Source organism: Streptomyces tailanensis, from assembly GCF_008386495.1.
Lineage (GTDB): Bacteria > Actinomycetota > Actinomycetes > Streptomycetales > Streptomycetaceae > Streptomyces > Streptomyces tailanensis.
The window spans coordinates 42,724-66,381 of the sequence record NZ_VTHJ01000055.1; the positions used below are offsets into that span (position 1 = coordinate 42,724).

Annotated in this window: 18 protein-coding genes and 1 pseudogene; 11 read left to right on the top strand and 8 right to left on the bottom strand. The window is 70.2% G+C overall.

Annotation, left to right across the window (positions count from 1 at the left end; translation table 11 throughout):
• Window positions 1-3 precede the first annotated feature (3 nt).
• The 5 genes and pseudogenes from F3T56_RS34640 to F3T56_RS34665 form a co-directional block, all read right to left on the bottom strand.
• A complete protein-coding gene (locus F3T56_RS34640) occupies window positions 4-1,161 on the bottom strand; it encodes an acyl-CoA dehydrogenase family protein (RefSeq protein WP_149829326.1) in 1,158 nt (385 codons plus the stop codon).
• Between the two features lie 402 nt (window positions 1,162-1,563).
• Window positions 1,564-2,145, bottom strand: coding sequence for an HD domain-containing protein (locus F3T56_RS34645; RefSeq protein WP_149829311.1), 582 nt, complete (start codon window positions 2,143-2,145; stop codon window positions 1,564-1,566).
• A 23-nt stretch (window positions 2,146-2,168) separates the two neighbouring features.
• Window positions 2,169-2,901, bottom strand: a pseudogene (locus F3T56_RS34650) (serine hydrolase domain-containing protein); the annotation flags it as partial.
• A 42-nt stretch (window positions 2,902-2,943) separates the two neighbouring features.
• On the bottom strand, window positions 2,944-3,483 hold the full coding sequence (locus tag F3T56_RS34660; RefSeq protein ID WP_149829312.1) for a GNAT family N-acetyltransferase: 540 nt from the start codon (window positions 3,481-3,483) through the stop codon (window positions 2,944-2,946).
• Window positions 3,480-4,772: an NsdA family TPR-like regulatory protein gene (locus F3T56_RS34665; protein WP_172639278.1), complete on the bottom strand. Its 1,293-nt coding sequence runs from the start codon at window positions 4,770-4,772 to the stop codon at window positions 3,480-3,482. Before F3T56_RS34665 ends, F3T56_RS34660 begins: the two co-directional genes overlap by 4 nt.
• Window positions 4,773-5,012: 240 nt before the next feature.
• Between F3T56_RS34665 and F3T56_RS34670 the strand changes: the two genes are divergently transcribed.
• The 7 genes from F3T56_RS34670 (at window position 5,013) to F3T56_RS34700 (ending at window position 14,465) form a co-directional block, all read left to right on the top strand.
• On the top strand, window positions 5,013-5,459 hold the full coding sequence (locus F3T56_RS34670) for an ATP-binding protein (protein WP_149829314.1): 447 nt from the start codon (window positions 5,013-5,015) through the stop codon (window positions 5,457-5,459).
• 563 nt (window positions 5,460-6,022) lie between these two features.
• Window positions 6,023-6,202: an FxLD family lanthipeptide gene (locus F3T56_RS34675; RefSeq protein WP_149829315.1), complete on the top strand. Its 180-nt coding sequence runs from the start codon at window positions 6,023-6,025 to the stop codon at window positions 6,200-6,202.
• 218 nt (window positions 6,203-6,420) lie between these two features.
• A complete protein-coding gene (locus F3T56_RS34680) occupies window positions 6,421-9,375 on the top strand; it encodes a lantibiotic dehydratase (RefSeq protein WP_149829316.1) in 2,955 nt (984 codons plus the stop codon).
• Window positions 9,372-10,640, top strand: coding sequence for a lanthionine synthetase C family protein (locus F3T56_RS34685; RefSeq protein WP_149829317.1), 1,269 nt, complete (start codon window positions 9,372-9,374; stop codon window positions 10,638-10,640). Before F3T56_RS34680 ends, F3T56_RS34685 begins: the two co-directional genes overlap by 4 nt.
• 21 nt (window positions 10,641-10,661) lie before the next feature.
• Complete coding sequence (fxlM, locus tag F3T56_RS34690) at window positions 10,662-12,743, top strand: methyltransferase, FxLD system (RefSeq protein WP_149829318.1); 2,082 nt, start codon at window positions 10,662-10,664, stop codon at window positions 12,741-12,743.
• Window positions 12,744-12,832: 89 nt separating this feature from the next.
• Window positions 12,833-13,927 (top strand): hypothetical protein, encoded by a 1,095-nt coding sequence (locus tag F3T56_RS34695; RefSeq protein ID WP_172639279.1) that lies wholly within the window; start codon window positions 12,833-12,835, stop codon window positions 13,925-13,927.
• On the top strand, window positions 13,920-14,465 hold the full coding sequence (locus F3T56_RS34700) for a flavoprotein (protein WP_149829319.1): 546 nt from the start codon (window positions 13,920-13,922) through the stop codon (window positions 14,463-14,465). The genes F3T56_RS34695 and F3T56_RS34700 overlap by 8 nt, the downstream gene beginning before the upstream one ends.
• A gap of 169 nt (window positions 14,466-14,634) precedes the next feature.
• Here F3T56_RS34700 and F3T56_RS34705 read toward each other — a convergent pair whose 3' ends face one another.
• Complete coding sequence (locus F3T56_RS34705) at window positions 14,635-15,732, bottom strand: C40 family peptidase (protein ID WP_149829320.1); 1,098 nt, start codon at window positions 15,730-15,732, stop codon at window positions 14,635-14,637.
• Between the two features lie 276 nt (window positions 15,733-16,008).
• A complete protein-coding gene (locus F3T56_RS34710) occupies window positions 16,009-16,689 on the bottom strand; it encodes a TetR/AcrR family transcriptional regulator (RefSeq protein WP_149829321.1) in 681 nt (226 codons plus the stop codon).
• 97 nt (window positions 16,690-16,786) lie between these two features.
• Between F3T56_RS34710 and F3T56_RS34715 the strand changes: the two genes are divergently transcribed.
• From F3T56_RS34715 to F3T56_RS34730, 4 genes are read left to right on the top strand one after another with little or no spacing between them, the layout of a single operon-like run.
• The gene (locus F3T56_RS34715; RefSeq protein ID WP_149829322.1) at window positions 16,787-18,403 is read left to right on the top strand and encodes a carboxyl transferase domain-containing protein; all 1,617 of its coding nucleotides are present in this window, start codon (window positions 16,787-16,789) and stop codon (window positions 18,401-18,403) included.
• Between the two features lie 19 nt (window positions 18,404-18,422).
• The gene (locus F3T56_RS34720; protein ID WP_149829328.1) at window positions 18,423-20,483 is read left to right on the top strand and encodes an acetyl/propionyl/methylcrotonyl-CoA carboxylase subunit alpha; all 2,061 of its coding nucleotides are present in this window, start codon (window positions 18,423-18,425) and stop codon (window positions 20,481-20,483) included.
• Between the two features lie 20 nt (window positions 20,484-20,503).
• Window positions 20,504-21,439, top strand: coding sequence for a hydroxymethylglutaryl-CoA lyase (locus tag F3T56_RS34725; protein WP_149829329.1), 936 nt, complete (start codon window positions 20,504-20,506; stop codon window positions 21,437-21,439).
• 6 nt (window positions 21,440-21,445) lie between these two features.
• Window positions 21,446-22,606 (top strand): acyl-CoA dehydrogenase family protein, encoded by a 1,161-nt coding sequence (locus F3T56_RS34730; protein ID WP_149829323.1) that lies wholly within the window; start codon window positions 21,446-21,448, stop codon window positions 22,604-22,606.
• A 92-nt stretch (window positions 22,607-22,698) separates the two neighbouring features.
• Here F3T56_RS34730 and F3T56_RS34735 read toward each other — a convergent pair whose 3' ends face one another.
• Entirely contained in the window at window positions 22,699-23,511 is an 813-nt protein-coding gene (locus F3T56_RS34735; protein WP_149829324.1) for a phosphotransferase family protein, read from the bottom strand.
• Window positions 23,512-23,658 lie beyond the last annotated feature (147 nt).

A 23,658-nucleotide genomic window follows, 5' to 3' on the forward strand; every position in this document is an offset into this window, starting at 1 on the left:
TCATTACAGGCCCATGTCCTTCGCGATGATCGACTTCATGATCTCGCTGGTGCCGCCGTAGATGCGGTTGACGCGGTTGTCCGCGTACAGGCGGGCGATCGGGTACTCGTTCATGAAGCCGTAGCCGCCGTGGAGCTGGAGGCAGCGGTCGATGACGCGGTGGGCGACCTCGGTGCAGAAGAGCTTGGCGCTGGCGGCCTCGGCCGGGGTCAGCTCACCGGCGTCCAGGGCCTCCGTGGCGCGGTCGGCGACGGCCTCGGCGGCGTCCACCTCGGCCTGGCAGGCGGCCAGTTCGAACTTGGTGTTCTGGAAGGCGGCGACGGGCTGGCCGAAGACGACGCGGTCCTGGACGTACTGCTTGGCGAACCGCACGGCGGCCTTGGCCTGGGCGTAGGCGCCGTAGGCGATGCCCCAGCGCTCGGAGGCGAGGTTGTGGCCGAGGTAGGAGAAGCCCTTGTTCTCCTCGCCGAGGAGGTCCTCGACGGGCACCTTGACGTCGACGAAGGCGAGCTCGGCGGTGTCGGAGGTCTTGAGCCCGAGCTTGTCGAGCTTCCGCCCGACCGAGTACCCCTCGGCCTTGGTGTCCACGACGAAGAGGGAGATGCCGTGGCGGCGGTCCTCCTTCGTCGGGGCGGCAGTACGCGCGCAGACGATCATGCGGTCGGCGTGGACTCCGCCGGTGATGAAGGTCTTGGCCCCGTTGAGGACGTAGTGCGTCCCGTCCTCGCTGAGCTTGGCGGTGGTCTTCATGCCCGCGAGGTCGGAGCCGGTGCCCGGCTCGGTCATCGCGATGGCCCACATCTCCTCACCGGAGACGAACTTCGGCAGGTACCGCTTCTTCTGCTCGTCCGTGGCCAGCATCTTGATGTACGGCAGACCGAGCAGCACATGCACCCCGGAGCCGCCGAAGGTCACGCCCGCACGGGCGGTCTCCTCGTACAGCACGGCCTCGAACTTGTACGAGTCGATGCCGGCGCCGCCGTGCTCCTCGTCCACCCGGATACCGAAGATGCCCAGCTCGGCCAGCTTGTAGTAGAAGTCCCGCGGCGCCTGGCCGGCGGCGAACCACTCGTCGTACACCGGCACGACCTCGGCCTCGATGAAGGCACGCAGGGTCTCCCGGAACGCCTCGTGATCCTCGTTGAACACCGTACGGCGCACCGCCGTCACCTCCACCTGAGTACCTTCGGATGTACCCAAGCGCCCACCGCAGACATGGCTAAGCGCTTGCTCAGGCAAACCGTACCGGCGAGTATCAAGTGCGTCCAGAGTGCTCCCGACGTAACGCTCGTCACTCCGCCTCAGCCTGCCTCCGGCAGTCGGGCGAGTTCAGCCGAAGGCGAGCTCGCGGAAGGCGTTGCGGACGTCGGTGAGGGGGTGGCGGTCGCGGGTGAAGTACAGCTTGTTGGTGAGCAGCAGCGCCCACCGCTGGACAGACCGCGCATTGGCGGCGTCCGCAGCCCCTCCGCTGGTGGAAGCGGTAAACGTCCCGGAAGGGGACGCCGGCCCGGTACGGCCTGGCAGCCACTCGTGGGGCAGGGGCCCGCCGGTAGCGGACCGAGGTCAGCTCTGTTTCTCGCCGAGGGCTGCACGCAGCCAGTCCACAGACCCGGTCGCCAGCACCACGTCGGCGAGTTCGTCGGCCGACTTCGTGGTGAGCCGGCGGCGGCTGTTGTCGATCCACCGCTGGGCGTTCTCGTAGCCCTGGGCCTTGTACTCGATGCCCTGGATCATGCACTCCAGCTTGTCGGCGTCCCGGGCGCAGATGGCCTCCTGGGACTCCTTCGCTTCGTACTCCGCGACGAGTTCACGCACTGTGGAGGCCAGGATCTCGGGCATGCCCGCCACCTGGTCGTCGGTGACCGCGCGCGGGTCCGCCTCCGAGGCGTACTTCTTGCCCAGGTGGTTCACATCACCGGTACGGGTCTCCTGCGAGTCGTGCCACACCGCGAGGAACGCGGCCCGCGCGGGATCGGCGCCTTCGAGCTTCGCGATGATCGTCGCGAGGAGAGCGGTGCGCCAGGAGTGCTCCGCCACCGACTCGGGGTCGCGCACGCCGGCCATCCACCAGCCGGTGCGCTTGGTCTGCTTCAGCGTCCCCGCCTCGTACAGGAAACGCGCTACCGCGGACAGGTCTTCAGCCACCGTCGGACTCCCTTCACGCCTCGTCAGGCCTCTGCGAGGCGGATCGCGTACCGGATGCTCTCCAACTCCCTGCGCCCGCGCGCCGAGAGCACCCGGCCATCCAACATCACCGGCAGCCTCTCGCGCAGGGTCCGCCCCGCCGTTCCGGACCGCAGCAGGTTGGGCCGGATCTGGAGCAGAGACCACACGGAGTGGATGTTGAGGTCGACGTAGCCGTGATGTGGAGCGAGCCCCTGAGCGAGGTGAACGAGAAGCTTGTCACCCGGCCACGGTCCGGGGGTGTGGGCGGCGATGAAGTCGTCGCTCAACTCGAGATGGGCGGTCTCGCCGATCCAGTACGCCCAGTAGTTCAGGTTCGCGGCTTCGCCGGCGTCGTCGTCGATCAGGGCGGTGTCAATGAAGTGGCTCAGCCGGTCCCGGTCTCCTTGTCGGGCCGAGACGGCGGCCGCGGAGCGGGAGTTGAGCCACCGGGTAAGCCAGTCAGCAGGGCGTTCGGTGGCCTGCTGGTGGGCGGGCCACTCCGCTGTGCCGGGCTGCTCGTCGTACCCGGAGAGGTACAGGGCTTGGCGGCGCACGCCGTCACGGATGTCCTGGCAGGTTCTTCAGTTGGGCCCGCAGCGGGACGCCTGCGGTGTGCGTGAGCAGCTGACGGGCGGTCACTGTCGCGAGCGGGTGGCCGTCGACCTCCGGCCAGAACTCGCCGAATGGGGAGTCGAGGTCACGTTTGCCCTCCTCCCACAGGGCTCCGACGGAACTGCTGCCTCCGCTCGACCCAGTGGGTGTCGTCGTATGGGCCGGTCAGCGGCCCGCGCGGATCATCACGGCGAGTACCGGCGAGGCCGGTGACGGCTGGCTCTGGCCGATGTCCTCGTAGCCCCATGACTTGTAGAGAGCGCGGACCTTTCCATCCCCGGCGGCCGGGTTGACCATGAGCGTCACGTATGGCTCGTCGCGTGCGGCGAGGAGGGCGTCATGGATACGGCGGGCAGTGCCAGTCTTCCGCCAGCTTTCCCGGACGCCGATCTCCTTCAGGGCCATGGCCGGACGCTCGGTGTACTTCTCCGCCGGCGTCGGGCTCGTGCGCTGCCAGTAGCGGTCGCCGTGCTCGATGGTGTTGCCGTAGGCGTAGCCGACCGGACAGCCTTCCGCGTACGCAAGGACGGCCGTGAACCCGGGCTCGGTGCTGTGCCGGTCCAGGCGCTCGCCGAACGCGGTGATGGCGTAGTTCGGCAGGTGGAGGAGCGGGGCGCGTACGTCGGCGTACACGTCGAGGAGATCGCCGCGGATGGTGTCGAGGGTGGTGAATGTGCGCAGGTCGATGGCGGGCGCCGTGGTCATGCGGCCATCCTCCAGGTGGCGGCGTGCTCGGTCCAGGTCTGCACGGTGGTACTGCCCGGTGCGGTGGCGCGCAGCGCGGCGCCGAACTCTTGCAGCATGCGCGTCACCCGGGCGTGTTGGGTAGCGGCTTCGGCAGGGACCTTCATCGCGGTGGCCGTGGCGGCGTCGGCGGCACCCTGCGCGAGTTGGGCGTGCGCGAGCCGGGTCGTGGCGATGGCCCGGGACCGGACCATGTGGGGCCGCAGGGCGGACAGACAGTGATGGGCGTGGAACTCGGCGGTCGGGTAGTCGCCGAGCGCCAAGTACGCCGACAGAGCCAACGAGTCCAGCTCGGCCTGATCGTAGAAGGCGAGCATCCACACGGGCCGGTAGTCGGCGGGGTCGGCGCGCAGCATGGCGTCTTGGGCTTGCTCGAACGCCCGGCGGGTGCCGACGCGGTCCTGCGCCGTGCCGTGGATCGCCCCCTGGCGGGCCAGGCCGAGGGACGCGAACAGGGGGTCACGGCGCGTGAGGTACAGGTTGCGGGCGACATCGTTGGCGGCGAGCGCGTCGGCGGGACGGCCGAGGTGCCGGTACATGGTTCCCGCGTGACTCCAGATGCGGAACTTGATCGCCTGATCACCGGACATCTCGGCAAGGGACTGGGCCTCACGCATGTGCGCCTTGGCGACGTCGTAACGGCGGCCGTCGATGGCGGCCCACATCGCCGAGGATCGGAACGACGCTGCGGAGGCATAGAGGTTGCTGCGTACGCGCTGGGTGGCACTGCCGGCGTTCTGGAGGTTCAGCGCTTCGTCGGCGAGCGAGACGGCCTGCTGCTCAATGCCGAGTTGTCCGCCGTGGCGGTGGTCACTGGCGATGATCTCGGCGAAGCGCTTGTTCAGACGGTTGACATCGCTCATGCCGATACGGCGGGGCGACGCGGCGCCGGGGGCGGCGGCTGCGGCTGCGGCGGCGGCAGCCGCAGCGATGCCGCCGACGAGGGTACGGCGCTTCATGTCGGGGTCCTCCTGCTGCGACGGGGCTGGGGTGGACGGAGTCCGGCCCCGTGGCACGAACCCTAAGGCGGTAGCGGACAGGCCAGTGACGTCCTCAAGTGCCTTGCGGGTAGCCGATTTGGGCCACCTGACCCGGCCTGCTTTCCAGTCCCGGACCGATGAACCGTCGAGGCCGCCAAGCCGCCCGGTCAGCCGCTCCAAGGCCCTGTTCACAGCGTCAGCAAGGCTGTTGGAGCTATAGCCGTGTTCGGCCATCCACGTCTCAAGAACAGTGTTGCGCGTGGTGTCCATCTACGCACGGTAGCTCTCATGCCTCCTCATCCGCCAGGTAAACAGAAGGTCAAATCGGCCTAGGCGCCTCCGGCGGATGGATACCTGATCGTCCTAATCATCTTGTTGTGAAAGGCAGTTGTCTGGTCACTGGTCGCCCGTCACGCCCCGTCGTGCGGACGGCTGTTGACGGCCCAGTCCGCTCCTGAAGTCTCCCGAAGGGGAGGGCCGGGCGCCGAGACAACACGAAGGCTCCACCCAATGACGAGTCTCAGTACGCCAGTTCAGGCCGCCTCCATCGGCCCGCCCGCCTACAGTCAGAACCTCCCGTGCGAAGCTTCCACGGCCGAGATCGGCCGCAAGCTCGTCCGTGACGTCCTCGCCATATGGAACCTCGACCACCTCGCCGACAGTGCCGCGCTGATCGTCACAGAACTGATCGCGAACGCCACCAGGCACACCCCGTGCCGTGAGATCCGTCTGATCGTCGGGCGGCCGAGCGCGACACGAGTGCGTGTCGGGGTCGTGGACCGGGAACCGTCGCGCCGGCCGACGCTCAGCCAGGCCGATGACAATGACGAGTCGGGCCGCGGACTGCTCCTCATCGATGCGGTCGCCGACCGCTGGGGCTACGACCTGCACGGCTCGGGCATGCGTCCACTAGCAAAGGAAGTCTGGGCCGAACTCCTCATCAGGGGCGACGAGTGAACACGCCTGTCACGGCGCACGAGCGCACCGCGCACCCGCCCACGCCGTTCTCGACGCACTCACCCCTCCCTGACGTCGCCCGCCTCCGCCCCCGCCAGCAGATGGCCATGGACTGTGCCCTCTGCTCCCGCCCGCTGGGAGCGAGCGGCCGGGTGCTGGGTGAGGTGTGCCACCTGGGACTTCCGTTCCGGCTATGGGTCTGCATACCGGACTGCCAGGCGGCCAGATCTGCCATCCCGACCACCTAGGAAGAGGAGATGTTCCTGTGGAGTGGCGATGGATCAGGTTCTACGCGTGCGAGCCGTGCCTCGACCGTCTCAAGGCTCAGGCGCTCGCCTACTTCATGGAGCGGCGACCGGCGTCCGCCTGATCGGACTCCCAGCACACGACTTCCCGGCGTGAGGGATGGCGGCCCGCGAGGACTTCCTACACGGGTCACATCGCCTCGTGCCGAGTGGCCAGGAACCGTCCGGGGAACTGCCGCCTGGCAATGCTCCGCGCGATGGCGCCTGGTGAGCACCACAGCACAGCAACGTCTCAACGAATACGAGGAGTTGGTAGGCATGACAAGCAGCACCGTAGTTCCCAGCCGCACCCAGGCGCGCCCGCAGACGCCGGGGACCTTGGACGGCTTCGACCTGGACGTCTCCCTCGTCGAGATCGCCGACCCGGCGGGCCTGGTCAACCTGACCGACGACAACTGCGGTACCACCTGCGGCGCCTGCACCACCAACGTCGCTTGACCCGAACCTCACGTCACTCCGGGTTGGTGCCGTCGCGCTCCAGCGCGGCGGCACCAACCGCCCGTCCCCTCGCCCTACGGAGGTAGTTGGTGGTTGCTCCGCCCGCAGTGTTCCGAACCGGCACAACCGCTCTCGTGCGCGCGGTAGCCCGGCCGCCATTGCCGCTTCCTCCGTGCCCCGACCTCGATGACCGCTCGCCCAGCGTTTCGGCGGCATCTTTGGAGTGGCTGCGCGCGGTCTGGGCGAACACAGACATCGCCGAGGCACTGCAACATTCCAGCTCGGTCCTGGCCACGCAGGTACGGGCCTCGTGTACGGCCGAGAAACCTACCGCGCGGGACGTGCGGCGTGCCGCGCTCTCCGTAGCCCGCTATCTGCTGCGGTCCGAGCACCGGGCGACGCCTTTCGGCTTGTTCGCCGGCGTGACCACCGCGGAGTTCGGCCCGCAGGCGCGCGCAGGCTGGGGCACGGAGCACGTGGCCGTCGGACGCGCGGGGGCGGAGTGGCTGGCCGCCGTGGTCGAGCGGTTGGAGTCGTGCCCGGACCTACTCGAACGGCTGCCCGTCGTCGTCAACAACACCGTGACGAGCCGGGGAGACCGGCTCATTGTGCCGTTCCAGCCCGACGTCCAGGACGATGCGACCCGCGCGGTCGAGGCGTCCCTGGCCTTGACCGAACCAGTGCGCGCGGTCCTCGCCGCGACGCGGGCGCCGATCCGAGTCGGCGCGCTCGAAGACAAGCTCCGGGCAGAGTTCCCTGCGGCCGGGCCCGAGAGGGCCAGCCGTCTACTGGGGGAGCTGATCCGGCGGCGCGTGCTGATCACGAGTCTGCACGCACCGAGCACCGAGACCGACGCCCTCGGCTATCTGCTCGACCAGCTTGACGCGATCGACGCCGGAATCCTCGCTCCGGTCGTGGAGACGATGCGCGAGCTGCACGCGGTCCGGGCGGGGCTGGAGGCGTGCGCCACGCGCGATGGCCGGGACAGCGTCGCAGCGCGGATGCGGGCCCTCGTGCCCGGCCTGCGCCACCACCCCGTCGCGCTGGATCTGCGCCTGGACGCGCAGATCGTTCTGCCGGAGGCAGTAGCCCGAGAGATCGAACGCGCCGCCTTCATCCTGACCCAGGTGAGTACCCGCCCGTACGGGACCGCCGCATGGGGCGAGTACCACCAGCGGTTCTATGAGCGGTACGGCATCGGCACGATGGTGCCGCTCCCGGAGGCCGTGGCGGACAGCGGCACCGGCTATCCCGACAGCTACCCGGGCACTCCGGCTGGCGCGCGTCGGCCTCGCGTCTCCGCTCGGGATGACGCCCTCGTACGGCTGGCGCAGGCCGCCGCGCTCGACGGCCGTGATGAGGTGGTCCTCACCGACGAGCTGATCGGGGCCATGGACGTTGGCCCCGACGAGCCCCGGGTGCCGCCGCACTTGGAGGTTGGGGCGCGGGTGCACGCGGCCAGCCTGGAGGAGTTGCAGCGCGGGCGGTTCCGGCTGGAGGTCGTGAGCGTGTCCCGTGGTGCAGGCGTCTCCATGGGCCGGTTCCTCGACATCCTGGCTCCCGCCGACCGCGAGGCCCTGACGGCGGAGCTGGCCGATCTCCCGGCTGCGGACACCAGCACCGTGCCCGCGCAGCTCTCCTTCCCGCCGCTGCTCCCCGAGAGCGCCCATGTCACCCGCGCTCCACAGGTCCTGCCCACCGTGATCAGCCTCCAGGAGCACCGAGCCCCGCAGGATGCCGTACTCACGCCGGGGGACTTGGCGGTGGGGTGCGACGGTCGCCGCATGTACCTGGCCGTTCCGGAGCGAGGCCACCGCGTTGAGGCCGTCGGGATGCACGCGCTGAACCTGCACACTCACACTCCGCCGTTGGTGCGGTTCCTTACCGAGCTGTCCCGCGCCCAGTCCGCGCAGGTCACCGTGTTCGACTGGGGCGCCGCAGCGGCGATGCCGTTCCTGCCGCGCCTGCGGTACGGGCGCACGGTGCTGGCCGCGGCACGCTGGCGGCTGGAGGTATCCGAACTGCCGGGCCGCGCCCGCCCTCGGGCCGAGTGGGACGCCGCGCTCACCGACTGGCGGGTCCGGCGGCGGCTGCCGCGCCGCGTCCACCTCGTTGAGGACGACCGGCGCCTCTTCCTCGACCTCGACGAGGCCGGCCACCGGGCACTACTGCGTCGGCACCTCGACCGTACGTACCTGGCCGTGCTCGTCGAGGCCCCGGAACCGGAGGCGTACGGCTGGTGCGACGGGCGAGCGCATGAGGTCGTGGTGGCCCTCAAGGCGACCCGGCCGGCGGTGTGGCCGCCCCTGCCCGCCCCCACCCCGGCCCGTGCCCTCTCTCCAGCCCAGATACAGACCCCCGCCGCCGCCTCGGTGCTTCTGGCCACCCTGTACGGAGACCCCCGCCGCCAAGGCACCCTGCTCTCCCAGCACTTGCCCGGCCTCCTCGAACAGCTCGGTAACCCACCGTGGTGGTTCATCCGCTTCCGCGACCCGGACCAACACCTCCGCGTACGCTTTGCCCTCCCCGATCCGGGAGCCTTCGCCCAGACGGCCCGTACGGTGAGCGCGTGGGCCGACGGACTGCGCGGCCTCGGCCTGTTGGCCGATCTGCGGTACCCCACCTCCTACCGCGAGATGGGCCGCTGGGGCTCCGACGCCGCTTGGGAGGCGGCCGAGGAGGTGTTCCGGGCGGACTCCCGCGCCGTCCTGGCCCAGCTCACCCAGCCGCAGCGCCCCAACCAGCGCGCGCTGGTGGCGGCCCATACCGTCGCCATCGCCTCCGCATTCCTCGGCAACACCGAAGTGGCAATGCGGTGGCTGGTCGACCGCATCCCGCCGACAGCTCCCGCGCCCGTTCCGCGCCCGCAGTTCGCCGAGGCCGTACGGCTCGCCGACCCGTCCAACGACTGGGCGGCGCTGCGTGAAGTCCCGGGCGGAGAGGCCATCGTGTCGGGATGGGCAGACCGGGATACGGCGCTTGCCGCCTATCGGCCGCACCTGCCAGGTCCGGACACCCAAGGGATCGCGATCGACGACGTCCTCACCTCCCTGCTGCACGTCCACTTCGTCCGGCACGTCGCGGTGAACTTCCCCGAGGAAGAGGTGTGCCTCTACCTCGCGCGCGCCGCCGCCCTGGCCTGGACCGCCCGCACCGCCAGGAGGCAGTCGTGACCGCCCACCCCGCGCTCGACTTGGTCGACGCCGTCGCCTCCCAGCTCGCCAACCCCGACACGGCGCCTCTCGGGCCCCGGGCAGCATCCTCAGACCGGCAGCACCTCGCCTACGGCCCTCCCGGAATCGCGCTCCTACACATCGAACGGGCCGCGAACGGCCTCGGACCGTGGCAGCGCGCCCACGACTGGCTCGCCGCCGCCTCCCACCAGCCATTCACCAGCGGCCCCGGCAGCCACCCCTTCTACGGGGCGCCTGCCTTCGCCCACGCCCTGGCCTGCGCCGCCGATCACCTTCCCGGCTCCTACCAGCGCGCCTTGGACGCGATGGACCAACAGATCGCGGCCGACGTCGGACGCCGTCTCGACACCGCACACCGCCGCATCGACGCCGGACGCCTGCCGCAGCTCACCGAGTTCGACACCATCCGGGGCCTCACCGGATACGGCGCCTACCTTCTGCGCCGCAACCCAGGCAGCCCCACGATGCGCGCCGTCCTCGACTACTGCGTACGCCTCACCGAACCGATCACCCACCACGAAGAGACCCTGCCGGGCTGGTGCACGGAGACCGGGCCCTCGGGCAGCCCGGACGACCGATTCCCCGGCGGGCACGCCAACACCGGCATGGCACACGGCATCGGCGGCGTGCTCGCCCTCCTCGCCCTCGCCGCCCGGAAGGGCACCGTCACCAAGGGGCACCACGCAGCGCTGCGCACCCTCCTGGCCCGGCTGGACCGCTGGCGGGAGGAAACCGGCCACGGACCGACCTGGCCGTACTGGGTCACCCGGAGCGAACTGCGTACCGGTTGCCTCGCCCCGTCCGCGCCCCGACGACCGTCCTGGTGCTACGGCACCGCCGGCCTCGCCCGCGCCCAGCAACTCGCCGCGCTCGCCCTGGGCGACACCGTCCGCCAGATCGACGCCGAGAACGCGCTCGTGGCCGCCCTCACCGATCCCGACCAGCTGAAGTCCACGACGGACAGCGGCCTGTGCCACGGCTTCGCCGGCCTCGCCCACGTCGCCGCCCGTACGGCGGAGGACGCTCACCCTTCGACCGCAGGACAACTCCGCGCCGCGATCCCGCCACTCCTGGCTGCGGTCCACCCGCCGGGCGCCGACCCTACTCACGCCGCCGCAGCACTCGTGCAGGACGAGGGTCCCGGTCTACTCGACGGTGCCGTCGGCATAGCCCTGGCGCTCCTCGCATCCAGCACCGCCACCTCGCCGCAGTCCGCCTGGGACGCCTGCTTCCTCATCGCCTGATCCGCTGACCGAAGGACCCGTATGTCCCCCGACCGCTGGCAGCAGCACAACATCACCTTCATCGACCGCGAGAGCGCCCGGCGCGCCATCGCCGAACGCATCGGCCCAGCCCTGCTCACGGCCGAGGCGGAAGGGCAACTCACCGGCTGGTGGTTCATGAACAAGCAGCCCTGGCCACTGCGTTATGTCGGGGACGAGCCCTCGCCGGTCATCGAGTCACTACTGAGCGATCTCCTCGGTGACGGTGTGGCCGTGTCGTGTCAGCCTTACATCTACGAGCCCGAAGTCGAAGCGTTCGGTGGCCCGGAGGCCATGGGCGCCGCCCACGAACTGTTCCACAGCGACTGCCGCCACCTGCTCACCTACCAGCCGACCCCGGAGCACCTGGGACGCCGGGAGACCACCGTCCTGCTGGCCAGCGCCATGATGCGCAGTGCCGGGCTCGACTGGTTCGAGCAGGGCGACGTATGGGCGAAGGTCGCTGCCCTCCGGCCGGCCACCAGCCAGATACAGCGCGAACGAGCCGCCGAACTGGTGCCAGCCATGCGGAAGTTGATGGCCACCGATGGCCACGATCTCTGCCGCCCGGACGGCCCACTTCACAAGCATGACGAGTGGGTCACCGCCTTCGAACGGGCCGGAACCACGCTCGCCGACCTCGCATGCCGTGGCGCCCTCAGCCGTGGCCTGCGAGCCGTCATCGCACACCACGTGATCTTCCACGCCAACCGCGCCGGTCTCCTCCGGGACGACCAGAGCGCCCTGTCCCACATCGCACGAGAGGTAGTCATGGGAACGAGTGACAACACCGCGTCGCCCGACGAGGCAATGGCCGACGCCGATAGCGTCAGCGCGGTGAACACCGACACGATCGCCACCCCCACGGCGGACGCCGAGCGCCTCCGCAACGCCCTGGTCGACCAGCTCCGCGCGGACGGACACGCCCGCATGACCGCCGTAGAGACCGCGTTGCGGACCGTGCCGCGCCATGTGTTCGTGCCCGATGCATCGCTCGAAGACGCCTACGCCAACGCACCGGTGCACATCAAGTACGACACCGACGGCACGTCCATCTCCTGCGCCTCCCAGCCGGGCGTCGTCGCCCTCATGCTGGACCAGCTCGACGCCCAGCCCGGTGAGCGCATTCTCGAACTCGGCGCCGGGACCGGCTACAACGCCGCTCTGCTCGCCCACCTGGTCGGCGAGAGCGGACAGGTGACCACCCTCGACGTCGATGACGACCTCGTAGAGGGCGCCCGCGCTCACCTCACCGCAGCCGGAATCACCAACGTCCAGGCTGTGACCCGCGACGGGGCCCTCGGCTACGCCGAAGGAGCACCGTACGGCCGGATCATCGCCACCGTCGGCGCGCACGGCGTGCCGCACGCCTGGTTGCAGCAACTCGCCCCCGGCGGCCGACTCCTCGTCCCCCAGCGCCTCAAGGGCACCGTGTCCCGCTCCATCGCCTACGAACAGCACGACGGTCGATGGATCTCTCTCAGCAGCGAGATGAACACCTTCATGCCGCTCCGGCGGGGCATCGCCGACGACGACCGCCGAGCCATCCCACTCAGCGCCGACGGCACCGTACGACTCCAGGCTCCCACCGGGCAGAACATCGACGCCGACGCCCTCACCAGTGTCCTGGACCAGCCGCGCACCGAGGAATGGACCGGCATGACGGTCCGCGCCATGGAGTCCCCGGAGTGGATGGAACTGTTTCTCACCTGCTCCCTCCCTTCCGGCCTGATCCGGATGCTGTTCCCCCAGAGCGCCAAGGGCGGCCTGCTCGCCGAGGACCCCTACCCCTCGTCGACCGCAGCCGTCGACAAGGGCGCTGTCACCTACCTCGCGCGGCGTCTGTCCGAGGAGAAGACCCCCGAGGGCGGCAAGCTCTGGGAGTTCGGCGTCATCGGCCACGGCCCCGGCAGCGACGAGCTGGCCGCGAAGGTCGCCGACGCCATCCGCACCTGGAACCGCGACTACCGCGGTCGCGAAGCCACATTCGAGATCCAGCCCCTCGACGCCCCCGCCATCGAGCAGCGCCCCGGCCTCTTCGCTCTCGACACCCCGCTGAACCGCATCGTCGTCGACTGGCAGTGAAGCCCCACGCCTAGCGGACGGTGCCCGCCAGCACGCGGCCTGGCGGGCACCGTCGCCTCGACGGCCCTCACTCACCCCCTGGGGGACATATGGACCCGCACGGACCATTGGCCCAGCGCTTCCCGCTCGTCGCCCGATTCCGGCCCGCCTGCCTGCCCCTGCCCGAGCGCGTGCGCGCGCTCGTCGACTTGGCCGACACCGCAGTGCAGAAAGCTGACCAGGGGCTCGCATCGGCCGTCTACAACCAGGCCTCGCTCGTCGCCTCCGATCTCGACCTTCCCGACCTCGCTCGCGAGTGGTGCCATCAGCACGCCGCCGCCTACCTCCACGCCTGCCCCCTGCCCGGCATGAGCGCGATCCGGGGCCTGGAACCGGTCGTCAATCTCGCCCGCCTCCAGATCCGCGCCGGCCGCGCTGATGAGGGTCGTCAGCGACTACTCGACCTGTATAAGACCATCGAGGCAGGTGCACCTGCTCGGTTCGAGGGAGTCGCCATACCCGCGGACCTCACCACGACCGACGAGGACCGTCATGAGGTCCGCACGTGGCTGTGGCGCGTGCTCCTCGCCGACGGCACGCGCACCCTCACAACCGAGGGGCGCTGGGCAGATGCCCTGACACACATCGAAGCTCACCGAGGTGTAGGCAAGCGGATGCTCGACGGACGCCAAGTCGCCGTACTCGCCGCCCTCGTCTCAGGTGACACGGCAGGGGCCGCTGTTCTCCTCGCCGACACGATGCCCGGCGATCCGTGGGAGCAAGCCGTCACGACATGCCTGACCGTCCTGTACCGCCGCGACACCGGGCAACCGATCGAAGGCCCCCTGGCGGGACTGGTGACGACCTACTCCGAGCGGAAGACCGAACCCGGGATGACCGTCTTCGACATCCGGCTCGGCCTTACCGTCCTCGACATGATCGGTTCCGCCGAGACGCCCGCAGCGCACCGCGTCGTCGAGAACCTCCACCGCAGGACGACGGACGCCGAAGACGGCTACGCGGCTCGCGAGAACCTGGCGCACCCTCTGTTCACCACGACCGCCACGGACCAGCAAACACGGGACTGCCGCGCACTGGTGCGTGCCTGCGCCCTCGGGGCCAGGGCCATCCCCATTGGGATGCAAGGACAACTGACGACTGCTCTACGCACCAGCGACAGTGTGATCCGGGAGAGTCATGAGTGATCAGGCCGACCGGGCTTTCCTCCAGATCGTGGTCTGCGCGGCCGGAGTCGCCTCCGACGTCGACAAACTGATCACCGCTGCGCAGGACCGGCACTGGGACGTCGGTGTCATCGCCACGCCTCAAGGGCTCGGCTTCCTCGACGCGGAGGCGGTCGAGGCCCAGACCGGCCGGCCCATCCGCTCGGCCTGGCGATCACCGGGAGAACCGCGCCCGACTCGGCCCGCGGATGCCATCGCGGTCGCCCCGGCCAGCTTCAACACCGTCAACAAGTGGGCCGCCGGGATCTCCGACAATCTCGCGCTGGGCATCCTGTGCGAGGCGCCCGCCATGGGTGTCCCGGTCGCCGTGCTGCCGTATCTGAACTCCGCCCAGGCCGCCCACCCCGCGTACCGGCGAAGCCTGGAGACGCTGCGCGAGATGGGTGTTCTGATCGGCTCGTACGAACCTCACCGGCCGAAGGCCGGGGGCGGGGCCGACCGCTACCGCTGGGAGGAAGTGCTGGAGCTGCTCGCTCCCAGGGTGACCGCTCGGTCGTGATCAGTGCCGCCGGGCTTGCGGCGGTTGCGGGGGCGGAACGGCGGTGGTCCCGGGCCACCACATCGGGGCGGCCTTGGTCGGCTTGTCGCCGGCCATGTACAGCGACGGCTCCTTCCCTCTGCGGGTGCAGGGGGAAGGAGCCGTCAGTCGGGCGTTGGGGCCGTTCGCGTCAGCGGGTGCCGAGGAGGGCGCGCCAGGTCTGCGGGCCGATGATGCCGTCGGCCTGCAAGTTGTGCTTCTTCTGGAAGTCGACCGTCGCCGACTTCGTCCTCGCGCCGAACGCGCCGTCGGCCACGAGGCCGTAGCCGTAGACGTTCAGTTGCGTCTGCGCTGCCTTGACCGCCTGGCCGGACGAGCCGTACCTCACCGTCTGGATCAGCTTTGACCAGGTGTTCGGGCCGATGACGCCGTCAGCGGCCAGGGACCGGGACTTCTGGAACTGGATCACCGCGGAGCGGGTCTTCGGGCCGAAGACGCCGTCGGCGTCGAGCGCGTAACCCCGCCCGATCAGCAGCTGCTGGGCGGACCGCACGTCCGCGCCCTTGGAGCCGTTCTGGAGGATCGGCCAGGAGACACCCGGGGACGGGAGCTGCCCGCCGCCACCGCCGTCACCCAGCTTGACCGGGCGGAACGGGTCGTAGTTGTCACTGCCGATCCCGTAGCTGAGCTTCCGGTGGGTCGTGCCGTACTTGTTGCGCTGTTCGTACCCCCAGTAGGCGCTGTGCGACGCGTTGGCCCACTTCTCGAAGATCACTACGTGACGGAAATCGCCGTCAGAGGTGCTGTAGTCGATCAGCAGGTCACCCTTCTTGAGCTGACTCACACTGCCGAGCCGCGCGGTGACGCCGTTTCGCGAGTCGGCCAGCCCGACGGTGTTCAGGCCGGGCTTCCCCAGCCCGAGCGCCATGGAGACGAAGCCGGAGCAGTCCTGGCGGTAGCCGTCCTTCCAGACGCGCTCCATGCTGTAGGGGACCGGGCCTCCGTTGTTGGCCGTGAGCCAGGTACGGGCCCGCTTGATCATCTCGTCGCGCGAGAGCGTGGCCGTGCTCATGGTCGACAGGTCGCCGGCCTGGGTGACGAGCTTGCTGTCGGCCTCGGGCTCGGGCCCGTAGCCGGTCTCCTTCTGGGCGGCGACCGTCACCGGCGCCGAGGAGTCGCTGTCGACGAGCGACGGCACGACGGCGATCGCGGCGGCCGCGATACCTCCGGCGGTGACGCCTATGAGAGTGACCCGCGCCCGGCGCGTGAGTCGGCTGCGAAGATTCATGATTCCCCCGTATGACTTCTGTGTGCACGCCGACCCGAGTCGACCGACCAGGGCTTGGCGTGTTCGTCGTTCATCGGGTGCCGTCTGCGCCCCCCGACGGGTGATCACGATGGCAAGGAATGCCGCCCGGGCCCAGCGATGTATGGAAGCCGCATCAGCCAGTGACGTGACCTCGACAATTTCGGGATGTGGGGCCGATCTCGTCACAACAGCCGATCGTTCCCCCGAAGTACGGCAAGCGTGAGTTGCAGCCCTTGGTCCTGCCGCGAAGGCCCGTCAGCCCGTGGCCGCCGCCCCGAACGCCCCCCGGGCCATCCGGTGCAGTAGTTCCGCCGTCGACGCCCGGCCCGGGGATGAACCCGGTCGGCCCAGGTGCGGGGTCGAGTTCAGGAGGCCGAAGACCGAGTGGACGGCCGAGCGGGCGGCGGGCTCGGCCAACCCCGGGTACACCTCCCGGAGCACCGAAACCCACAGTTCTACGTACTGCCGCTGGAGCTGGCGGACGCGCTTGCGGTCGCTGTCGCGGAGGCGGTCGAGCTCGCGGTCGTGCAGGGTGATGAGAGGACGGTCGTCGAGGGCGAAGTCGATGTGGCCCTCGATGAGGGAGTCGAGGACCGCCTCGGGGTCACGCCCGGTGGGCCTCCTGCCGGTCCCCCCGGCGGGCCTCCCGGTGGCCTCCGGGGCGGCACCCCCGCCGCTCCCCCGCCCGACCGCCCCGTCGGCCTCGGCGAGACGCCGCTTCGCGCCGGTCAGCAGTTGCTCACTGATGCCGACCAGCAGCTCGGCGAGCATCGCGTCCTTGCCGGCGAAGTGGCGGTAGAGGCCGGGGCCGCTGATGCCGACGGCGGCCCCTATCTCGTCGACGCCGACCCCGTGGAAGCCGCGCTCGGCGAAGAGCCGGGCGGCCTCCTTGAGGATCTGCTCGCGGCGGGTGGGGGCGTCGGTTCTGGTGGCCATGGAGGCAATTCTAGACAGGGAGGTTAGCGGTCGTTAACCTGGAGGAAATGCGTTAACGCTCATTAACAGTTGACCCACTGGGTGAGGGGACCGCACGATGCGACAGGCACCGGAGCTGACGACCGCGGCGGACCCCGCGGCGGAGGCCTATCGGGCCAACGAGGCCGCGCACCACGCGCTGGGCGAGGAGCTGCGTGCCAAGCTGGCCGCCGCCCGGCTCGGCGGTGGTGAGAAGGCGCGCGCCCGGCACACCGCGCGCGGCAAGCTGCTGCCGCGGGACAGGGTCGACACCCTCCTCGACCCCGGCTCCCCGTTCCTGGAGCTGGCACCCCTGGCCGCCGACGGCATGTACGACGGGCAGGCCCCGGCCGCCGGAGTCATCGCCGGAATCGGGCGGGTCAGCGGGCGCGAGTGCGTGATCGTCGCCAATGACGCCACCGTCAAGGGCGGGACCTATTACCCGATGACGGTGAAGAAGCACCTGCGGGCGCAGGAGGTGGCCCTGGAGAACCGCCTCCCCTGCCTCTATCTCGTCGACTCCGGCGGCGCCTTCCTCCCCATGCAGGACGAGGTCTTCCCCGACCGCGACCACTTCGGGCGCATCTTCTACAACCAGGCGAGGATGTCGGGCGCGGGCATTCCGCAGATCGCGGCCGTACTCGGATCGTGCACCGCCGGTGGCGCGTACGTGCCCGCCATGAGCGACGAGGCCGTCATCGTCCGGGGGCAAGGGACGATCTTCCTCGGTGGCCCCCCGCTCGTGAAGGCCGCCACCGGCGAGGTCGTCACCGCCGAGGAGCTCGGCGGCGGCGAACTGCACTCCAGGATCTCCGGCGTCACCGACCACCTCGCGGAGGACGACGCCCACGCGCTGCGGATCGTACGGACGATCGTGTCGACGCTCCCGTCCCGAGGCCCCCTGCCCTGGTCGGTCGAGCCGGCCGTCGAGCCCAAGGTCGACCCCTACGGGATCTACGGCGCCGTACCGGTCGACTCCCGCACCCCGTACGACGTCCGCGAGGTCATCGCGCGCGTGGTCGACGGCTCGCGGTTCGCCGAGTTCAAGGCGGAGTTCGGGCAGACCCTCGTCACCGGCTTCGCCCGGATCCACGGCCACCCGGTCGGGATCGTCGCCAACAACGGCATCCTGTTCTCCGAGTCGGCCCAGAAGGGCGCCCACTTCATCGAGCTGTGCGACCAGCGCGGCATCCCCCTCGTCTTCCTGCAGAACATCTCCGGCTTCATGGTCGGCCGGGACTACGAGGCCGGTGGCATCGCCAAGCACGGCGCCAAAATGGTGACGGCCGTCGCCTGCACACGTGTGCCGAAGCTGACGGTCGTGATCGGCGGGTCGTACGGCGCGGGCAACTACTCGATGTGCGGCCGGGCGTACTCACCCCGCTTCCTGTGGATGTGGCCGGGCGCCAAGATCTCGGTCATGGGCGGCGAGCAGGCGGCCTCGGTCCTCGCGACGGTCAAGCGGGACCAGTTGGAGGCGCGCGGCGAGGACTGGCCCGCGGAGGACGAGGATGCCTTCAAGGCCCCGATCCGCGCTCAGTACGAGCGTCAGGGGAACGCCTATTACGCCACGGCCCGCCTGTGGGACGACGGCGTCATCGACCCGCTGGAGACCCGACAGGTGCTGGGCCTGGCCCTGACCACGTGCGCCAACGCGCCGCTGGGCGAGCCCCGGTTCGGCGTCTTCCGGATGTGAGGGGGCAGCAGACATGAGCATGTTCGACACGGTCCTCGTGGCCAACCGGGGCGAGATCGCCGTACGCGTCATTCGTACGCTGCGGTCGCTCGGCGTGCGCTCGGTGGCGGTGTACAGCGACGCGGACGCCGACGCCCGGCATGTACGGGAGGCCGACGCGGCGGTACGGATCGGGCCGGCGCCGGCGGCCGAGAGCTATCTGTCGGCCGAGCGCCTGCTGGAGGCGGCGGCCCGGACGGGCGCCCAGGCGGTCCACCCCGGGTACGGCTTCCTCGCCGAGAACGCCGACTTCGCGCGCGCCTGCGCCGACGCCGGGCTGGTCTTCATCGGCCCGCCCGCCGAGGCGATCACGCTCATGGGCGACAAGATCCGCGCCAAGGAGACGGTACGGGCGGCCGGGGTGCCAGTGGTGCCGGGTTCCAGCGGCGGCGGGCTGACCGACGACCGACTCGCCGACGCCGCCCGGGAGATCGGTATGCCGGTGCTGCTCAAGCCCAGCGCGGGCGGCGGCGGCAAGGGGATGCGGCTGGTACGGGAAGCGGAACGGCTGGCCGACGAGATCGCCGCCGCCCGCCGCGAGGCCCGCGCCTCCTTCGGCGACGACACCCTCCTCGTCGAACGGTGGATCGACCGCCCCCGGCACATCGAGATCCAGGTCCTGGCCGACGCCCACGGCAACGTGATCCACCTCGGCGAACGCGAGTGCTCTCTCCAGCGCCGCCACCAGAAGATCATCGAGGAGGCGCCGAGTGTCCTGCTCGACGAGGAGACCCGTGCCGCGATGGGCGAGGCGGCGGTCCAGGCGGCCCGCTCCTGCGGATACGTCGGCGCGGGCACGGTGGAGTTCATCGTCCCCGGCGGCACTGCGCCTGTCGGGGGGACACCCCCCGAACCCCCCGTATCGGCGTACTACTTCATGGAGATGAACACCCGCCTCCAGGTGGAACACCCGGTGACCGAGCTGATCACGGGTATCGACCTGGTGGAGTGGCAGCTGAGGGTGGCGGCAGGCGAGCGGCTGGACTTCGGGCAGGACGACGTCACGCTGACGGGGCACGCGGTCGAGGCCCGTATCTGCGCCGAGGACCCGTCCCGCGGCTTCCTTCCCTCCGGCGGAACGGTTCTGCGCCTGCGCGAGCCCCAGGGCGACGGCGTACGCACGGACTCCGGGCTCAGCGAGGGCACGGAGGTCGGGTCGCTGTACGACCCGATGCTGTCGAAGGTCATCGCGTACGGCCCCGACCGGCCGACCGCCCTGCGCCGGCTCCGCGCGGCCCTCGCCGAGACGGTCACGCTGGGGGTGCAGACGAACGCGGGGTTCCTGCGGCGGCTGCTGGCGCATCCGGCAGTGGTGGCGGGCGAGTTGGACACGGGGCTGGTGGAGCGGGAGGTCGACGGGCTGGTACCCGACGGGGTTCCGGTCGAGGTCTACACAGCGGCGGCGTTGCTGCGCCAGGCGGCACTCACCGCCGCCGACGGCACCGGCTGGGCCGACCCGTTCGCCGCGGCGGACGGCTGGCGGCTGGGCGGCGAGCGGGCCTGGACGGCGCACCACCTGCACGTGCCGGGCCATGAACCGGTGACCGTGCGCGTGCGCCGCACACCGGACGGCGGGACCGAGATCCTGTCGGCCGGGGCCGAGCATCCCCTCCGGGGGGCCGGGGGCGTGCCCCCGCGGCCCGGGGCGGAGGACCGGTTCACGTTCCACCTCGACAGCGTCACCCGCACCTTCGCCGCGCTGCCGGACGGCACCTGGCTCGGCCGCGACGGCGACGCCTGGCACGTGCGCGACCACGACCCCGTCGCCGCCGCCCTCACCGGCGCCGCCCACGCGGGCGTGGACTCGCTGACCGCCCCGATGCCCGGCACGGTCACCGTCGTCAAGGTGGCCGTGGGGGACGAGGTGACCGCCGGGCAGAGCCTGGTGGTGGTGGAGGCGATGAAGATGGAGCACGTCGTCTCCGCGCCGCACGCCGGGACGGTCACCGAGCTGGATGTCACGCCGGGCACGACCGTCGCCATGGACCAGGTGCTGGCCGTGATCGAACCCCATGAGCCCAATGAGGAGGTGGCCGAATGAGTGACGCCGACGCACTGCCCATGGTCGTACCGGATCCGGACCTCCCCACCCGCGTCCGTATCCACGAGGTCGGCGCCCGCGACGGTCTGCAGAACGAGAAGGCGACCGTCCCGACGGAGGTGAAGGCCAAGTTCATCCACCGGCTGGCCGACGCGGGCCTCACCACCATCGAGGCCACCAGCTTCGTCCACCCCGAGTGGGTGCCCCAACTCGCGGACGCGGAAGCCCTCTTCCCGCTCGTCGACGACCTGCCGGTGGCCCTCCCGGTCCTCGTCCCCAACGCACGCGGCCTCGACCGCGCCCTGACGCTGGGCGCGCGCCGCGTCGCCGTGTTCGCCAGCGCGACGGAGTCCTTCGCGAAGGCCAACCTCAACCGGACCGTCGACGAGGCGCTGGCCATGTTCGATCCCGTGGTGACCAGGGCGAGGAGGGAAGGGGGCCACGTCCGCGGCTACCTCTCCATGTGCTTCGGCGACCCCTGGGAGGGCCCGGTCCCCGTCCCCCAGGTCGTACGGGTCTGCCGGGCCCTGCTCGACATGGGCTGCGACGAGCTGAGCCTCGGCGACACGATCGGCGTGGCGACGCCGGGCCACGTCCAGACGCTGCTCACCGCCCTGAACGAGGCGGGCGTACCGACCCCGTCCCTCGGCGTCCACTTCCACGACACCTACGGCCAGGCCCTCGCCAACACCCTCACGGCGCTGCGGCACGGCGTCACGACGGTCGACGCGTCGGCCGGGGGCCTCGGCGGCTGCCCCTACGCCAAGTCCGCCACCGGCAATCTCGCCACGGAAGACCTCGTGTGGATGCTGCGGGGACTCGGCATCGACACGGGCGTCGACCTCGGCCGCCTCGTCGCCACCAGCGAGTGGATGGCCGCCCACCTGGGCCGACCCAGCCCGTCCCGCACCGTACGAGCCCTCGGCAGAACAACACAGCCCCACAAGGAGCAGTGACGTCTCATGGACCACCACCTCTCTCCCGAACTGGAAGAACTCCGCCGTACGGTCGAGGAGTTCGCGCACGAGGTCGTCGCACCCAAGATCGGTGACTTCTACGAGCGCCACGAGTTCCCGTACGAGATCGTCCGCGAGATGGGCCGTATGGGGCTGTTCGGGCTGCCGTTCCCGGAGGAGTACGGCGGCATGGGCGGCGACTATCTGGCGCTCGGCATCGCGCTGGAGGAGTTGGCGAGGGTCGACTCGTCCGTGGCGATCACCCTCGAAGCGGGGGTCTCGCTGGGCGCCATGCCGATCCACCTCTTCGGCACGGAGGCGCAGAAGGAGGAGTGGCTCCCCCGCCTCTGCTCCGGCGAGATGCTCGGCGCCTTCGGCCTGACGGAACCGGACGGCGGCTCGGACGCGGGCGCCACCCGCACCACCGCCCGCCTGGACGAGTCGACGAACGAATGGGTGATCAACGGCAGCAAGTGCTTCATCACCAACTCGGGCACGGACATCACGGGCCTGGTCACGGTCACGGCGGTGACCGACCGCACCCCGGAGGGCAAGCCGCTGATCTCGTCGATCATCGTCCCGTCGGGCACGCCCGGTTTCACGGTCGCGGCGCCCTACTCGAAGGTCGGCTGGAACGCCTCCGACACCCGGGAGCTGTCCTTCTCCGACGTACGGGTCCCCGCGGAGAACCTCCTCGGCGAACTCGGCCGTGGCTACGCCCAGTTCCTGCGCATCCTCGACGAGGGCCGCATCGCCATCTCGGCCCTCGCCACGGGCCTCGCCCAGGGCTGCGTGGACGAGTCGGTGAAGTACGCGAAGGAACGTCACGCCTTCGGCCGCCCGATCGGCGCCAACCAGGCCATCCAGTTCAAGATCGCCGACATGGAGATGAAGGCCCACACGGCTCGACTGGCTTGGCGGGACGCGGCCTCACGCCTGGTCTCCGGCGAACCCTTCAAGAAGGAGGCGGCCCTGGCGAAGCTGTACTCCTCGACGATCGCCGTGGACAACGCCCGCGACGCCACCCAGATCCACGGCGGCTACGGCTTCATGAACGAGTACCCCGTGGCCCGCATGTGGCGCGACTCGAAGATCCTGGAGATCGGGGAGGGGACGAGTGAGGTACAACGCATGCTGATCGCGAGGGAGTTGGGGCTGGCGGGCTGACCCTCACCTATCAGAGGAGCAACCGGGAGACATGGGCGCCTTTCTGCCGACGTCCACGATCATCGCTGACATCGCAGCGTCAGGAGTGGGTTTCAGGTCGTCCGCACGCGGTACGAAGCCCACGCCTTGGCAGCCGTGTGCACGCTGTGAGTCCACGGGTCGGGGGACTGCTCGGCGATCTCGGACCATACGCTTTCGTTGGCCGCAGCGAACGCGTTCAGCCCGGTCTCGGGGGCTGCGCGAAACGCGGAAATGCGGGAGGCCCACTGTTCGGCGCTCTCGGGCGTGTGGCCGCCTTCGGCGATGAGCCAAACGACCCAGTACCCGGCGTCGAGCCAGGGAGCGCCTCGGGTAGCCCATGCCCAGTCGACGAGCCATGCCTGCCCCTGGCCGACCATGACATTGGCGGGGTTCGGGTCGGTGTGACATAGGGCGTCTCCCGCGAAGTGCGCGAGGGCGGCGGCGGGGGCGTGATCACGCAGCCGGTGTTCCGCCTGCTTCGTCTCGACACCGTCCGGAGCCCGCAGCCCGGAGAGCCGTTCCAGAGTCGCGGCGACGAGCGGAAGATCCTCCGAGCCTTGCGTGTAGTGGGCGTGGCGGCCGTCGAGGGCGTCGAAGGCGACGAAATCCCAGCCGTCGGCCTGAAGATGCCACCTGACGCGCGGAGAAATTCCGCCGACGTACGGGCCGACAGACGCCTCCCTCGTCTGCGTCCACACGCGAGGGTGATCGGTGGGCAGCCCCTTGACGTAGAGGTCGCCCTGCTCGGTCGCAAGTCGGGCGGAGATGGCGGAGTTGAAGCCCGACGACATGGATTCGGCGCTCACGAGAGGGCCGGTCCGTTCGAGTACGGCGCTCTGGACGTCGTCGGGCAGATCGGCGAAGTCGATGCGTTCGGTCGGCATGGGTGCACCCTTCCAGAGACGGCGGTGGCCCCGCACAGCGCGACGGCTGCACAGGGCCACCAGCGATGGTGAGGTTTTACGGGTCTTCGAACTTGAGCGGTGTGTCGTCCCGAGTGGACTGACTGGCTGTCACGTTGCGTGAAGACC